The 16,027-nt window shown below is 34.1% G+C and carries 17 protein-coding genes and 1 pseudogene; 13 read left to right on the top strand and 5 right to left on the bottom strand.

The features are described 5' to 3' along the window. The 8 genes and pseudogenes from SCA31_RS18510 to SCA31_RS18475 form a co-directional block, all read left to right on the top strand. Nucleotides 1-864, top strand: a pseudogene (locus SCA31_RS18510) (hypothetical protein); the annotation flags it as partial. A gap of 18 nt (nt 865-882) precedes the next feature. Then, nucleotides 883-1,431: a DUF6705 family protein gene (locus SCA31_RS18505; RefSeq protein ID WP_410698513.1), complete on the top strand. Its 549-nt coding sequence runs from the start codon at nt 883-885 to the stop codon at nt 1,429-1,431. Nucleotides 1,432-1,623: 192 nt separating this feature from the next. After that, nucleotides 1,624-2,178, top strand: a complete 555-nt coding sequence (locus tag SCA31_RS18500) for a DUF6705 family protein (protein WP_410698512.1) — start codon at nt 1,624-1,626, stop codon at nt 2,176-2,178. Nucleotides 2,179-2,551: 373 nt separating this feature from the next. Then, nucleotides 2,552-3,904, top strand: coding sequence for a hypothetical protein (locus SCA31_RS18495; RefSeq protein WP_410698511.1), 1,353 nt, complete (start codon nt 2,552-2,554; stop codon nt 3,902-3,904). 17 nt (nt 3,905-3,921) lie between these two features. Next, on the top strand, nt 3,922-4,497 hold the full coding sequence (locus tag SCA31_RS18490; protein WP_410698510.1) for a DUF6705 family protein: 576 nt from the start codon (nt 3,922-3,924) through the stop codon (nt 4,495-4,497). 14 nt (nt 4,498-4,511) lie between these two features. Further along, on the top strand, nt 4,512-5,066 hold the full coding sequence (locus tag SCA31_RS18485; RefSeq protein WP_410698509.1) for a hypothetical protein: 555 nt from the start codon (nt 4,512-4,514) through the stop codon (nt 5,064-5,066). Next, complete coding sequence (locus SCA31_RS18480) at nt 5,066-5,623, top strand: DUF6705 family protein (protein ID WP_410698508.1); 558 nt, start codon at nt 5,066-5,068, stop codon at nt 5,621-5,623. Before SCA31_RS18485 ends, SCA31_RS18480 begins: the two co-directional genes overlap by 1 nt. Further along, entirely contained in the window at nt 5,623-6,183 is a 561-nt protein-coding gene (locus tag SCA31_RS18475) for a DUF6705 family protein (RefSeq protein ID WP_410698507.1), read from the top strand. Before SCA31_RS18480 ends, SCA31_RS18475 begins: the two co-directional genes overlap by 1 nt. A 205-nt stretch (nt 6,184-6,388) precedes the next feature. Here SCA31_RS18475 and SCA31_RS18470 read toward each other — a convergent pair whose 3' ends face one another. Further along, nucleotides 6,389-7,420, bottom strand: a complete 1,032-nt coding sequence (locus tag SCA31_RS18470) for an alpha/beta fold hydrolase (protein ID WP_410698506.1) — start codon at nt 7,418-7,420, stop codon at nt 6,389-6,391. Between the two features lie 435 nt (nt 7,421-7,855). Here SCA31_RS18470 and SCA31_RS18465 point away from each other — a divergent pair, with 435 nt between their 5' ends. From SCA31_RS18465 to SCA31_RS18445, 5 genes are all read left to right on the top strand, one after another. Next, a complete protein-coding gene (locus SCA31_RS18465; RefSeq protein ID WP_410698505.1) occupies nt 7,856-8,308 on the top strand; it encodes a hypothetical protein in 453 nt (150 codons plus the stop codon). 233 nt (nt 8,309-8,541) lie between these two features. Further along, nucleotides 8,542-8,994 carry a GNAT family N-acetyltransferase gene (locus SCA31_RS18460; protein ID WP_410698503.1) on the top strand — a complete coding sequence of 151 codons (453 nt, stop codon included), beginning with the start codon at nt 8,542-8,544 and terminating at the stop codon, nt 8,992-8,994. A 165-nt stretch (nt 8,995-9,159) separates the two neighbouring features. Further along, nucleotides 9,160-9,840 carry a hypothetical protein gene (locus SCA31_RS18455; RefSeq protein ID WP_410698502.1) on the top strand — a complete coding sequence of 227 codons (681 nt, stop codon included), beginning with the start codon at nt 9,160-9,162 and terminating at the stop codon, nt 9,838-9,840. A gap of 335 nt (nt 9,841-10,175) precedes the next feature. Next, the gene (locus SCA31_RS18450) at nt 10,176-10,304 is read left to right on the top strand and encodes a hypothetical protein (protein ID WP_410698501.1); all 129 of its coding nucleotides are present in this window, start codon (nt 10,176-10,178) and stop codon (nt 10,302-10,304) included. Beyond that, nucleotides 10,291-11,352: a hypothetical protein gene (locus SCA31_RS18445; protein WP_410698500.1), complete on the top strand. Its 1,062-nt coding sequence runs from the start codon at nt 10,291-10,293 to the stop codon at nt 11,350-11,352. Before SCA31_RS18450 ends, SCA31_RS18445 begins: the two co-directional genes overlap by 14 nt. 834 nt (nt 11,353-12,186) lie before the next feature. On the opposite strand, the gene SCA31_RS18440 is transcribed toward SCA31_RS18445, so the two are convergent. The 4 genes from SCA31_RS18440 to SCA31_RS18425 form a co-directional block, all read right to left on the bottom strand. Beyond that, nucleotides 12,187-12,543, bottom strand: a complete 357-nt coding sequence (locus SCA31_RS18440; protein ID WP_410698499.1) for a hypothetical protein — start codon at nt 12,541-12,543, stop codon at nt 12,187-12,189. 94 nt (nt 12,544-12,637) lie between these two features. Continuing rightward, nucleotides 12,638-13,324, bottom strand: a complete 687-nt coding sequence (locus tag SCA31_RS18435; RefSeq protein WP_410698498.1) for a hypothetical protein — start codon at nt 13,322-13,324, stop codon at nt 12,638-12,640. A gap of 277 nt (nt 13,325-13,601) precedes the next feature. Next, a complete protein-coding gene (locus tag SCA31_RS18430) occupies nt 13,602-14,012 on the bottom strand; it encodes a 5-fold beta-flower protein (RefSeq protein ID WP_410698497.1) in 411 nt (136 codons plus the stop codon). A 162-nt stretch (nt 14,013-14,174) separates the two neighbouring features. After that, entirely contained in the window at nt 14,175-15,974 is a 1,800-nt protein-coding gene (locus SCA31_RS18425; protein WP_410698496.1) for a T9SS type A sorting domain-containing protein, read from the bottom strand. Between the last annotated feature and the right edge of the window lie 53 nt (nt 15,975-16,027).

Here is a 16,027-nt window from a genome sequence, read left to right as displayed (position 1 = left end):
ATTTATCTTATTAATACATTTCAGGACTACTATGAAACCAAGATTGTTTCCAGAAATAGCAACAATCCTATTGACGTGGGAGAAGTGATCATCAGAGTAACAAGACCGGTAAGGCTGACCATGTATGACGGATGGGCCGGAAATGGAGGTCCTGGCAATGGCGGACATGACATGGGTGGCGGCCCTGGTGATTATGGAGGTGGAGGTAGCGGAAGCAATCCCAATACGCCTAATAACACGAATCCTTGTGAGAAAATGAAAGCAGAAAATCAAAACCAAAAATTCAAAGATAAGGTTACGGATTTAGACAAGAAAGATAAATTTGATCTGAAAAAAGAAAGTGGTTTTGCTGCTGCATATGGTCAACCATCCTCAAATTATGAACCATTGCCAAATAACAAAAAAGGAAATATGACAATGCTGGAAGGAAATAAATATTATGGATATATACATACACATCTTGATAAGACAGGAGTGGTTAAAATTTTCTCTCCTGCTGATGTTTTTACATTTCTTGGTGTATGTGTAAGAAATGCAGAAGCTAAGGGATCAATGTCAGATGCTTATGGTATGGTAATAACTTCCCAAGGAAATTATATTATAAAATATTCAGGGGATGGAAGCTTTGGTATTGGACCTGGTACTTTATCTAGTTGGCAAAGTTGGTATGATGATAAATTTACAGAATTAAACGACTCAAAAGGATTAACTCAAGATAATGTTGAGAAATTGTTTACTCAATTCATGGATGAAAAAGTAAAAATAGATGGATTGGAAGTCTATAAAAGTGATAAAGGTACTGGAAATACAACCAAACTAAAATATAATAAAGCTACTAATTCTGTAGTTCCAACCCCTTGTTAAATCTAAATATTTAATATAATGAAATATAAAATTTTAATTATACTAGTTTTTGTTTGTCTTTTCTATAATGCACAAATATTACCTTTAAGAACCTATACAGATATTCCTGAGAATGCATATTTAAAAGATACCAATAATGAATTAGAATCTTACGAGGGAACTTGGAAAGGAACCTGGGACAATAAGACAATATTAGTAACATTCAAAAAGGTTACTAATCAATATAATGATAATTTAAAATACTTTAAAGATTATATAATTGGAAAATTCAAAGTTATAGATAGTAATGGAAATGTTTTGTTCAATAATACCAATGCTACTGATAATTTCGCGAAAATACGAGGAAGTAGAATTAGAAAGGCAGATGATAAATATTCGCTTATATATAATGATTTTGATCTTTGTAATACTTCCGGCAATATTATTATCAACTTCACAGATTCTTCCAGGACAAAACTTAATTGGAATCTTTATTTTGGCAGCAATATGATAACCTCCGATTGCCAGTATTATAATACTGATATTCCTGACTCTCTACCTGAAGAGATCACTCTAACAAAGCAATAACAACAAATCCCAGTTTAAACTGGGATTTATTAGATTTAAATAATACTTATTACATTTCCAGAATTGATTTTTTAGATTTCTAAGTGAAAAGGTTTATATCCCCGCTACCGCACGAATCCTTTTGTCAGGTATTATAAAACTAAGCACTGATAAAAAAACAAAATCTTCTACGGATTGCTAAAATTAAATATTATGAAAAATATATTTTATATTACTTTATTAATGTTTGGAACACTTTGTAATGCTCAAACAGTTACACTGGAAAGTATGGCCCAGTATGAGCCTGGAAGTTATCCAAATGCTGATTATGTAAAGGATACTAATGGGCTTCTAAATAAGTTCATTGGAACATGGAAAGGCATTTTTAATGGTAAAAGTTATGAAGTAAATCTTATTAAAAAAGAAAATGTTGGTGATGAAATTAAATGGGATAAATTAATAGGAAAACTAAAGATTACGGCTTCAAATGGCACTATTGAATTCAATAATTTCAACAAATTAGAGGATGATAATTTTTTCAGGGGAACAAATTTTCAAAAAAATTTAAAATTCTACAAGATGATTTTTCCGGGTGCACAATATACAGGTTGTATTGACACCGGAACAATATATCTTGGGGTGAAAGCAGATACACCAAATATATTAACCATTAATTTCTTAGCTGATTATGATATTGTAAAGCAAGATTGCAGTAATTTTCAAACTACTATCCCAGCAGGTAAAAGCATAACTCTAACCAAACAATAAGTAATATTTTAACTATATAAAAAAGCGCTCAAATTGAGCGCTTTTTTATATAGTTAGCTTATCAATCATGATGCCTTCATATGCTGAACTATCATTAACACAATCTCTTTTTTGCAGTGGCTTCAGGCCGTTCTGCAAAGGGTATCACCCCTTATCATAGTCCCTGGAGGAGGTTATGAAACGGGGTGCAGGGATCTCCTTATCCATATCCTATACATATGTACACATTGTACACAATTGGGTGCAATTTGCATATTATGTGCAATTATGGGTTTACATAGTGCAGCACTCCATAAATGATTTACTTTTATCCTGTGATAAAAAATCACACAAAAAAGAATTAATTATTATATTTACAAAAACACAAATGCTTATGAAGACAAATCTAGTCTGCGGACTGTTATTGTTAGGCATGCTTACTGTTTCCCTCAATTCCTGTAGGACAGATGAGATGCTGACAAGCACAGAACAAACGCAAAAGGAGAAAATTGCCTTTTTTGAACGCTTTGAAAAGGAAAAAAGCCTTTCCAAAAATGCAGCATCCAACAACTATGCACTCCCCTTTGGAAACTCCATGCTCGCCTACTTTGAGAAGTATCCCGAAAAGAAAACCGAACTTGAAAACAAGTATGGAACCGTGGATTTAAGGGTTTCCTCACAGGATATAGGAGGAGATGAGGGAGACAACAGAAAGCTTCTATTTTTCCCGATGCTCAAGGATGGAAAGGTAACGGCCGTAATAGCGGGAGTGATTAATGCAGAAAGAGACTATCTCTATTTTGATGTTCACCAAAGCACACATTCCGATGTTATTTATCTTATTAATACATTTCAGGACTACTATGAAACCAAGATTGTTTCCAGAAATAGCAACAATCCTATTGATGTGGGAGAAGTGATCATCAGAGTAACAAGACCGGTAAGGCTGACGATGTATGACGGATGGGGTGGAAATGGAGGTCCTGGCAATGGCGGACACGACATGGGTGGCGGCCCTGGTGATTATGGGGGTGGAGGTAGCGGAAGCAATCCCAATACGCCTAATAACACGAATCCTTGTGAGCAAACGAAAAATAAATTGCAAGACCCCAATATAAAAAAGGTAATTGAAGAAGTTAAAGATCAAGCAGAAAAGGCTGCCAACGATATTAATGAAGGAGAGACAGGAAAGATAGAAAAAAATGACGGTACTATCTTGCCTGCGGATGTTTCAGCAGATCATCATGTCACCTTTAATGATATTACCAATTCTAAGGGAGCCTATCACAGCCACACTATGACAGGAGCAAAAATACATTCTCCACCGGATATAATGTTATTGTTAGATCTTGCAGCAGTACAACCTTCAGCATCTGACTATGGCAATGCCTACTTGGGAATGATAGGTGCAACCAAGTGCAGTTGTCCGGGAGGGTTCAAATATTATCATTACATCATTCGTTTTAGTGGAACGGCATCAGATTTGACAAAAAACTTTACAGATGGAGATATGAAAGAATTCATCAAAGGCTATAGAGAGAAAGAAAGTAAATTAGCTGAAAACTTAAACTACGTAGATTTTTTGGGAGATAACCTAAACAAAACGGGATTAGAAAAACTTTTTTTTGATACATTGGAAAAAATGGGATTATCAGAAAAGGTAATCTTACAAAGAATAGATGATAATGGTAAAGTAATGAAAATAATCTTAGATAGTAATAAAGTACCAACTGAGACCCCATGTTAATTTTAAAATGTACAATTATGAAAATAAAATGTATTAAATTTCTATTTATAATAAGTTTATTAATAAATAGTTCACTGTGTAAATCTCAACAACAATATCCTTTGAATACAGACTATGAAGAAGTCCCAAACTATTCTTACTTGAAAGATTTAGATAATGAACTAGATGCGTATGTAGGTAATTATAAAGCTACATTTCAAGGAAAAGAAATAATTTTGTTTATTACAAAACAAGAAAACAAATTAGAAAAGCGGGTAAATATAAAATTTTACAGAGATGCTTTGATTGTAAAATATATTGTTAAAGATCCAGCAGGTAATATATTACAGGATACAAAAAATAATAATCTCCCGGACATTGAACTATATAGTACTAGAATCAGATCTTATGATAAATCTGTTATTTTTTACTACAGTGGTACCAATTGTGGTGTAGGATGGGGCGATATTTTTCTAAAAAAAATCAGTAATACTCAATTCTCATGGGAGTATAGGCCTGATGATATGATCATAACTCCTGAAAGATGTCCCGGCAATCCAGATTTGACAATTTATTTACCTAAAACAAAAGACTTAATTTTCACAAAGCAATAGTGAGAAATAGACTGATGATATTAGGAATATTTGCTGTGGCTTCTTGTAAGGCACAGCAAATTCAACCATTAAACACTTATTTAAAGAATATCACTACTAATTCTTATCTAAAAGATCTAAATAATGAGCTTGATATATATGTGGGAAATTTTACAACAACTTACGACAATAAAATAGTCAACTTATTTATAACAAAAGAATTAAAAAAAGCTATAAGTCTACAGAATAAAAATTATTATCAGGATGTTTTAGTAATAAAGTACATAGTTAAAAACTCTTCTGGAGTAGAATTACAAAATACTCAAAACATGGTTTTAAATAATGAATCCTATTTTAATATTGTAAGTATGGGAACGAGACCTACATTAGGTGATGTAATTTTGAGGTACGATGGAACCAATTGTGGTATAGGATGGGGAAAAATAATATTAAAAAAACTCAATACAAGCCAATTATCATGGGAGTATAAACCAAATGACTCTCTTATTGATTCTGCTACATGCCCTCCAAGTACTGATAAAACCATTTATCTTCCAGAAACAAAGGACTTAATTTTCACAAAGCAATAGTGAGAAATAAACTAATCATATTAGGGATATTTGCTGTGGCTTCTTGTAAGGCACAGCAACTTCCATTAAATACGCTGATGGAAAACATCCAGCAAAATGCATATGTAAAAGATTTAAATTATGAATTAGTGCCATATATTGGAACCTACAAAGCTAATTATCAAGGAAATGAAATAACCCTTTTTATTACTAAAGAAGAGAATAAATTAACAAAAAGAGCTGGGAAACAATTTTATCGTGATGTGCTAAATACAAAATTTATTGTAAGAGGTTCATCAAATACGATTTTACAGGATACAAAAAACAACAATTTACAAACAAATACCATATATAGTACCAAAATAAGATCTTATGATAATTCAATAATTCTTTATTATAATGGTACGAATTGTAGCGTAGGTTGGGGAAATATTTTTCTGAAAAAGATAAGTAACACTCAAATTTCTTGGGATTACAGGCCTGATGATATGATTATTACCCCTGGGAAATGTCCTGGAAATCCAGATTTGACAATTTATCTTCCCGTAACAAAAGACTTAATTTTCACAAAGCAATAGTGAGAAATAGACTGATCATATTAGGGATGTTTGCTGTGTTTTCTTGTAAAGCACAGGTTATTTCTCTAGAACAAGTATCTCAGTGTGAAAGCGGTAATTGTCCTGAATATACTTCAATAAAAGATATAAATAACAGATTGGATAAATATGTTGGAACTTGGAAAGGCAGCTATACTGATGGAAGGTTGTATGAGTTCCAATTCATAAAAAAAATAGGTTATTCACGATGGGGTGGTAAACCTCGAGATTTAATCCTTGGTAGAATTCAAATCAAAAAAACTGATGGAACATTGATTCTAAATAGTTTAAATGCTTCAGATAGCAATGCCAGTATTAAAGGCTTAGAGTTTGATAAAAGCTTAATAAAATATCAAATGTATTATTCAGGAAATGCAGAATGCAATGATAAGGGATATGTTTATTTGTTCTTTCCAGACCCGAATAATTTGAATCAAATGAAGCTAACATTCATGCAAGAACCAGATATCATTGTCAGCTGTCCAAGTGGATATAAAACACTAATGCCAGATGCAAAAGCAATATTGCTTACCAAACAATAAGTAACATTTTAACTACATAAAAAAGCGCTCAAATTGAGCGCTTTTTTTGTATAAATGGTTGGTTTATGGTCAGACTGTTCCTGTTTGTTTAGGGCTTCTACCCTGCTACTGCATAAATTCTTCCCTGTGGTGATTACTTCATTGTTAAAAAAAATAAAAACTCAAAGATGAAAAAACTCGTTTATTGAGGGCAATTTGTTTAATGTTACTTTTCCGTTCCAATATTTGCAGATAGTAAAAGAATCTCTTTATTTATTACATCAGCATTTGTTTTTTTCGTAATGATACTGCCATGGCTTGCGTTCATTATTATTTGTTTTCCTTGAGAAGAGAGTTCTTTTAGTTCTTTTTGCATACCAAACCATAATTGAAGTTGCTTTTCAGGGTCAATTCCGGCTTTCCTGTATTTTTCTTTTTGGGATTCTTTATACTGTTCTGTAGCGGTAAATACCAAGACGGGTAATGAATCTAATTTCTTTGCCCTACCTGCACGCTTCAGTACCTCATTAGTAAGTTCATTCTCTCTTAAAAACATATTATAAACATCGCCAGAATTATATATTAGCGATTGTGAGCGACGATACACTTCTTTGGGCAAACCATCACCTTGATATGGTGCTTTACCCAATGTTTTGTTATAAATACCCAAAATACCTAAATCTGCAAGTATAGATCCTATTTTTAATAATTTTGCTTGTCCTTTGGGAACCAATTCTTTTTGCGCTAGCCGATTCCATTGTTCCGGATGGCTTGAATCTATGAAAACGATTCCTTTAACTTCGTTTGGATAAAGATCTCTAAAAATTCTACTGTATGGACCTCCCATAGAATGGCCAACCAATATGTACGGTGGTTTTTCTCCAATTTTCTCCAATAATTCATGAAGCTGTCGTGCATAAAACTCAGGAGCTCTACCTTCAATATGACTCGATTCGCTAAACCATTTTCCATCTCTATCATAGCGTATAACCCTCGTATTATCTTTTAATCCTTGCGCAATCCAATGCAGCATATCTGTATTACTATGCGCCCCAGCTTCAATAATAACTGTTGGCAATTTTTTTTTTTCTCCCTCTACTCTTACATGAATATTGGTTCCATCAACATTAACTAATTTACCTGAAGGAACTGGTTTTGGGGAAAATATTCGGTAACACCCTCCTAAGAACAGTAATAATATTAGAATTCCTACTATAAGTTTACCTAAAAACTTACCTATTTTTAAAATTAATTTCATGGTTATTTTTACATTTCAAATTGACAGTGGAAGAATTGTCGAAACAGAATATTTTACGAAAACGTACATTTGATCTCTGTAAATATATTAGACTGAATCTGTGGTGTGGACATCGTTAATAGTTTTGCGCAAATATAACGAAAAGCCCTCTCAAAAAGCTAACACTACCATGGTATTAAGTATTTCCTAAAACTTCCATTATGCGCTAAGGCTGGATCTTATACTATCTGATTTCATCGTAACCAAAATTTTCTGCTTTGTATTTAGAAAAATTCTCTCTGCTTTACCAGGTCTCACAAGTTTAGAACATATTCAGGGAATGACTTTTAAATATTAGATCAAATTCAGGAGACTTTGCACAGCAGAGATATTAAAAAAAACAGGATCTTTCAAAAGAAACTTCTAAATATTCCGTTTAATTGTTAAATTTGGCTCATGCGAAAGAATCTTTATCTCATCATTATATCCTTGTCTCTTACCAGTTGCTATACTTATCAGGTAAAAAAACCAGTAGATCCGGCAACCGACAATAAAAAGAATGCTGCTAACAGTACTTCTGCGCAAATGAAAAGTACAACTGCTGAGTCTCCAATCCCGAACGCACCGCCAACACCCATCCCAGTCAATATTCAGGAGAAACTGGCCCCTAATAAAAATGTTAAGATTGACGTGAATGGCAAGTCTTATAAAGTCATAGTGGACCGATGGGAAAGCGACAGCCTGGTGGCACACCCTGTTCATCAACCTAAAAAAATGCTAAAATTCCATAAGAACCAGATCAATGCCGAGAAAATTGCAGAAAAACGCTTCTCACAACCCATAGCTGATATTATCACGGTTACGGCTTATGCCGGAATTGGTGCTTTAATCTGGTATCTTGTTCACTAGTTTTTTACTTTTCCACTCCTTATAAAATATATTTTTATTCGTAAAAACTTCATGTCTTTATGAGTATACAAGATAATAACACCCACTTCCCGTTCTCCGAAGTCTTCCGATTTCGGAGATCTTATTTTAACTAAACAAAGAGACTATTTGAAAAAAATAAATTTCAACATCTATGGTGCGCAAAATCATCATGATGAATTTTGCTGTATCTTTAGACTACTTAACTAATAGCTATGAAAATCATCCCATACACCAAAATTTTCAGAAAAGACTGCCTTGAAATCTTCAAGAGTAATGTACCCAAATTTTTTGCACCGGAAGAGTTACCGCTCTTTGAAAGTTTTCTGGATGATGATACCGAAGAGAACTACTTCGTGGTAAAAATAGATGGTCCCATAATAGGATGTGGTGGATTTTTTTTAAATCCAAAGAATAATATTGCAGGATTATCCTGGGGAATGGTTCACTCCCATTACCATGGAAAAGGAATAGGAAGAGCACTCACCCAATATAGGATGGATTTGCTAAAACAAAACTATCCCACCCTGCCCTACAAAATTGAAACCTCGCAGCATACCGCCGAGTTTTATAAAAAAAATGGTTTTAGAACCATAGAGATTGTACCGGACGGATTTGGGAAAGGAATTGACAAATACACGATGATCATGGAAGCCATACAGCCATAATATCTTCCTTACACGCTCCCAATTTTCACAAATTTGGAGATTTTATTTCGAGCAAGTATAGCAATACAATAGTTGAAAGAACACATAAAGATGAGTGAGGGAATGATGTATTTGCCTATATTTGAGCGTTATCGGAAATCACAGAACAACCGTAATACCTACCCTATGAAAATAACATTGAGCTATTTGTTTATTGTACTATATACCCTTGTAAGCTGTCAGGAAAAATCAATCGTTAATGATCTGAAATTTTCTAACTATGAGGGGCATCCCAAAAAAATTACAGAGGTCGTTACTTTTCCCAACCAGGATGTTGATAAAAGTATTTCTTATTTTGACAAAGATGGCTTTCTTACAAAAATTGAATCCTACAATGTCATCAACAGCGAATTTCCGGATAGAAGGCTTCTCAGTGACATTCTTATCTATGATGTAAAGAATAAAGCCAAACGCCATTTCAAATCCATGAATGCTGAAAGCAAAAAGGTAGATGTTACAGGCTATTTTGAGAAAGTTTCCGATTCGCTGTATAGAAGAATTTCAACTTCTGACGCACCCCCTATGTCGCTCAACAAGTTATTGTATCTGGACAAAAATAACCGCCTTATAAAAACAGAAGAAACCGGAAACTTTAATGGAACCCCCATTAATAATACCATGGTTTATACCTACACCAACGGGGTAAAAAGTGGAATACTTATTGAAGATATGGCCAAACATAAAAAAAACAAGCTCACCTATAAAAATGTAAAGTCTGACCCACAGGGCAATTTTCTTTATGAAGAACTAGTGGATGATCACGGAACTTTAGAACTAAAGACAGAAAGAACATTTGAATACTATTAATAGATTTTCTGTTGACCACAGTTTAACAAAATAGCAGATTCTGTACATACATAAGCAATATAAAATTCATTAAAAACGTCACTATAAAAGCTGTAGGCCGTTCTACAAAAGCTATCACCCCTTATCATAGTCCCTGGAGAGGGTTATGAAATAGGGTACAGGGATGGCCTTATCTATACAATAGGTACACATTGTACACAATTGTATGCATATTGCATATTATGTGCAATTATGGGTTTCCATAGTGTAGTACTCTATAAATGATTTACTTTTACTCTGTGATAAAAATCACACAAAAAAGAATTAATTATTATATTTACAAAACACAAATGCTTATGAAGACAAATCTAGTCTACAGACTTTTGCTGTTAAGCACGCTTACTGTTTCCCTCAATTCCTGTAGAACAGATGAGATGCTGACAACCACAGAACAAACGCAAAAGGAGAAAATTGCCTTTTTTTGAACGCTTTGAAAAGGAAAAGGGTCTTTCCAAAAATACGGAATCCAACAACTATGCATTACCCTTTGGGAATTCTATATTGGCCTACTTCGATAATTATCCCGAAAAGAAAACCGAACTTGAAAACAAGTATGGAACCGTGGATTTAAGGGTTTCCTCTCAGGATATAGGAGGAGATGAGGGAGACAACAGAAAGCTTCTATTTTTTCCGATGCTCAAGGATGGAAAGGTAACGGCCGTAATAGCGGGAGTGATTAATGCAGAAAGAGACTATCTCTATTTTGATGTTCACCAAAGCACACATTCCGATGTTATTTATCTTATTAATACATTTCAAGACTACTATGATACCAAGACAGTTTCCAGAAATAGCAACAACCCTATTGATGTGGGAGAAGTGATCATCAGAGTAACAAGACCGGTAAAGCTGACGCTATATGACGGATGGGCAGGAAATGGAGGCCCTGGCAATGGCGGACATGACATGGGTGGCGGCCCTGGTGATTATGGGGGTGGCGGAATTGGAGCTCCAACTGCACCCGTTTTTCCACCACTACCACCAGATACTCCTATTAAGAATATTAAAAAATTCTTAAGTTGTCTTGATACTGGTAAACCCGCGAATTTAACTGTATACGCAGCTAAAATGCTTTCTTCAAGTAAACCTGGCCATGCTTTTATATCTATTACTCAAGGAAATAATACAATGACATTTGGATTCTATCCCAAAAATGGTTTTCCTTTAACTGTGACAGGTCCTGGACAAATGGGTGATGATAGTGGACATGCTTATAACAATGCATGGAATGTAGGAAACATTACTCCGGCACAACTTCAAAATATTATAAATGCAGCTGTAACTTACTCAAATAGTATATATGATGTTGGATTTAACAATTGTGTTGATTTTACCGTAGCAATATTAAATTATGCAGGGATAAATTTTACGGCGATAGGAGTAGATACACCTACTACTTTTGCAAATAGCATACAATCTTCAACTACAACTACAAATGGTAATGCGCCTCAAACAAAAAGAAATTGTAATTAAAATAAATATCTGATGAAACTGAAAATTATTAAAACTATTTCTGCTTTCTCATTTTTAATGATTTGCAGTTTAGGTAAAGATGATCTCCCAATATTTGTGTATATACTTTTTTCGTTATACCAATTTATTAGTGATATCATTTCTTTATCTTTTTCTCAACACGATATTTTTTGGGAGGGAATTACTGCAATACCTATTATTGGAACATTATACATTTTCTTATCATCTAGAGATTATAAAGATCGCTATTTAATGTTGTTCTGTTTTATAGCATTATTATCAATAGTCATTTCTTTGATAGTTCCCAATATATACTATAGAGGTATTATATCTAAACTAAGACTTAGTTTTACAATTCCTTTTTTAGCATTTATGATTAGTTCAATATCATTAATAGTTTTAACTTTTAGTAATAAAAATGACTAATTAAATTATAATCCCGGATCGTTAATCCGGGATATTTTTTCTCTAGCTCTTCAATCCTGTCCATACTATCATGGGATTTTATAATCTAGGAAAAAGAGTGGTAGATGAACTTCTCCAAGCTACCACACGAATCCTTTTGTGGTGATTACTCACTGTTAAAAAAATAATTTCCAATTTCTATGAAAACTCTTCTGAATTTAAATTTTAGGCTTTCTAAAAGAATTTCTTTGTATTCATTTCTCATAAAAACATCTATCCAGCAAAACGTATGAAATATAATCTTTCAGGATTAAAGAATATGTAATGGCCAATCATCAATTATGTTTAAAAAAAATAAAACTTTATGAAAAAGTGATTGAAATAAAGCTACACTAAATGATTCCTGTGGCGGCAATGGGGTTAATAAAACTATTTTTTATGAAATTCATAATCTCCAGTTAAATTACCTTTTGTCCATTTGCCATTCATAGTTGTACCATATAAATATCCTATAAAATTTAACCCGCTTTTTGCTGTAGCATTAAATTTTCCGTCAATCATTACATAGCCAGATATACTTTGAGAACTATTAGGTACATTGTTGTAGTATACACCCCCTTCAAGACTACCTGTATTAGATACATTGAAACTTATTTCACCAGATAATTCTCCATTAAAATTTCCAACGTAAGTCCCCTGATACTTAGAGTTTGTTTGTAAATTTAGATTTTCTTCAGAAGTACAAGAGGTGAAAATAAGAAAAAAAACAACAAAGAAATATTTCATAATTTTTTAATTAGCGTTAAGTTTTACTCTTTGCCAAGCTCCATTTTTCTTAGCTATTTCATACATTCTAACTGCTGCTATAATGGGAAAAGCCCTAATGAGAAGATAGCCCAAACATTTTTAAAAGTAAAGAGTTTATTTTTAAATCAGGACGAAAAACCTGTATTACTTTGATGAAATGTTTTTGCAGCTCTCTTTCATTTTTTATGTATTTCCAGAACATAGCCCCAGATTTTTGTTTTGCATGATTTAATACCTGAAGATTAAAAAATACCGCTACCGGATGAAAATAAATTTCTCTTTTTTCCTGATATTTCTCTTCAGACTTAATCCAAACCGTAATATTGTTTGTTATTCTTCCTTTATATCTATAACTATAAAATACTGATTCAATGTCATATTTTGGTTTAGGTGACATAATAGGAGATAACAAATCCGTATACAATACTTTGTCTAAAAGCTCATTTTCTTCATTATAATATTCAGCCCCCTCTTTATTAACAATCATTTTGTAGTTAGGGATTGGATTCTTATACTTACGGATCCGCACTCCTATTATTACAAAAAGAATTGTCATCAGCAACCCTAAATCATAACGCTTTAAGACAAACAAAAAAGGGCAAAACAAACAAAAAAGAAGTAAAAATGTAGTATATATCATCATTTTCTCTGCAATATTAGAAAATATGGAATCTCTGGACTCAATACTGGGAAATTCATCTTCTATCATTTTAGTGTCAGAATAACTGACCAGAGGTAAGGTTTTTACATTGTTTTTCATCGAAGATTGTGTCATTTAATTTGATAATTTACAACTAATACACACACAAAGCAATACCTCTCAACGATTTAAATAAAAAAAACTAAACACAATATGTTTTAATTTATAATAACAATCATTATACAAAATGTGAATAGTAAATTAAAGACTCTCACGTTTTCCAGTTCTCAGAAATATAACCTGAAAGGGCCTCTAAAAAGGCTCAGATTATAAAATCCAAGCCTTATCTCTTAACTTATACATTCAACGGAGAGTTTCTTCTCTGCAGTATAGATCATTACTCTAACTTAAAAAAGAAATACACTACTGCTGCCCATTCTTTTTTTATTCCTCTGGCATAGCCAATCGTACTGCGACTGCTGCTTTCTACCGTTCCATCATCTTTGATATACCCAATGGTTGAACGGCTGCTATTTTCTACCGTTCCGTCTTTTTTAACGTACCCTACGGTAGAACGGTTCTTATTTTCTATGGTCCCATCGCTTTTGATGTAACCAATTGTTGAGCGGTTTTTATTCTCAATCGTTCCGTCTGACTTGATGTAACCGACTGTGGAACGGCTGCTGTTTTCAATCGTACCATCCGATTTGATATAGCCCGTGGTGCTGCGGCTTCCCGATTCTATAGTCTGGGCATTCACAACAGAAAGGCTGAACAGAAAGAAACAAATGGCTGCTATTTTTTCCATGGATTTAAATTTTAATGAGGTTATTCTTTTTTTGTTCACCTAATGTATTCAAAAATTTTGATTAGTTTTTAAAGGAATAGCACCACTTAAAGAATAAGTGGCGCTATGTTGAAAGATTTCAAATTTCAAGAGATCTTAGCTATTGTATTAAAACATTAATGCTTATCGCTTTATCACTTTTACCGTTTTCACGAAGTCATTGGCTGCATTTACTTTAACCTGATAAACTCCTGAAGTGAAAGCAGAACAATCAATTGTTCCTTTCGTATCGTTGATCACTTTCGTAAGTACCAGCTGGCCTGCGGCATTGTAAACCGTTACTGAAAGAATCTTCTGATCAAAAGAAACCCTTACGTAATCCTGTACAGGATTTGGATATACTTTCAGCTGATCTGCCTTTGTTAAAACTTCATCCACTGCTAAACTCTCTGTGGTGCAGGCAATAGGAACGAGTTCTGTTCTCTCAGCAAGGGTACCGTCCCCTAAGCTCCCTCCCTCATTCTTTCCACATGCTTTCAAAAAGCCATCATTATTTATAGCGAAAGTATGAGAACCTCCCGCAGAAACAATATTATAATCGTTAGTATTTCCTACAGAAACCCAGTTTGGAATAGCTAAGGACGTACTGTTACCTAGCTGTCCAAAATAATTTTGGCCACAAGCAAATATACTTCCGGATGTTTTTATCCCTACAGTATGATACCATCCTCCATCAACACTTTGAACCTGATCAGCTACAGCAGTAGGTATTAATTTTTTTGTAAAAGTTCCATTACCAAGCTGGCCCTCTTCATTTCCTCCCCAAGTGTAAAGTATTCCATCAGTATTTATTGCAGCACAATGGTAGTAACCCGTAGCAATACTTTTCCAATTAGTTTCTGTTCCTATTTGTGTAGGTACATGCTTACTGTCGGATGTTCCATTACCCAGCTGTCCATAATAATTCCAACCCCAAGACCAAAGGGTACCATCAGTTTTTATGGCCACAGAAAAATCATTACCCGCAGCAATACTTTTCCAATTGGTTTCTGTTCCTATTTGTGTAGGTACAGTTTTATTGACTATTGTCCCATCTCCCAGTTGTCCTAGAAAATTACGCCCCCATGCCCAAAGGGTACCATCAGTTTTTATGGCTAATGTATGCGCCTCCCCCACGGCAATATCTGCCCAATCTGTAGCAATTCCTATTTGTGTGGGTATATTTTTGGCAACCGTAGTTCCGTCACCTAATTGACTAAAGAAATTCGCTCCCCATCCCCAGAGTGTTCCATCAGTTTTTATGGCAAAAGAAATATACTTTGCTGCTGCTATTTTCTGCCAATTCGAACTCGATCCTATTTGTTTTGGAGTACTTCTGCTTACAGTGGTCCCATCCCCCAATTCTCCTAAAGGATTAAAACCCCAGGTCCAAAGTGTCCCATCTGTTTTTATTCCTAAGGAATGAAGAAAACCAGCGTTTATTTTTTGCCAGCAACCCGCAGGAGGAAGAGTAATAAAAGATCCTCCTGGAATCCAGCTGCTTGGGTCGGATCCACAATTAGATGATACCCACCAGTAGTAGGTGGTGTTAGGTAATAAATTGGTTGCATTAGCTGTTGTAGAAACAGTATTCCCATTTGCGCTTCCCATCGTTGGGCTAGTCCCGTAGCTATATACATATCCTCCATTAGGTGCCGTTGATGATGGCAACCAGTTAAGGGTAGCCGTGGTAGAAGTGACACTGGAAGTATACAACTGGCTTGGTGGATTGCAATTTGTAAGATGAGTATCAGGAGTAAGTATTTTACTTTGAATAGAAGCATCATCGTTTTTAATGTAACCGAATGTGGAACGGCTGTTGTCTTCAATCATAACGGCTGATTTGATATATTCCTCTGTATTACGACTTCCCGATTCTATAGTTTTAGCACTTACAACAGAAAGATTGAAAAGCAGGAAACAAATGGCTGCAATTTTTTTCATGGATTTAAATTTTGATAGGTTATTGTTTTTACCTCATTTGAGGTATTCAAAAA

Source organism: Chryseobacterium sp. SIMBA_028, assembly GCF_046535285.1.
Taxonomy (GTDB): Bacteria; Bacteroidota; Bacteroidia; order Flavobacteriales; family Weeksellaceae; genus Chryseobacterium.
Note: the sequence above shows the minus strand (reverse complement) of the source record. Positions and strands in the feature narration are given on the sequence as shown.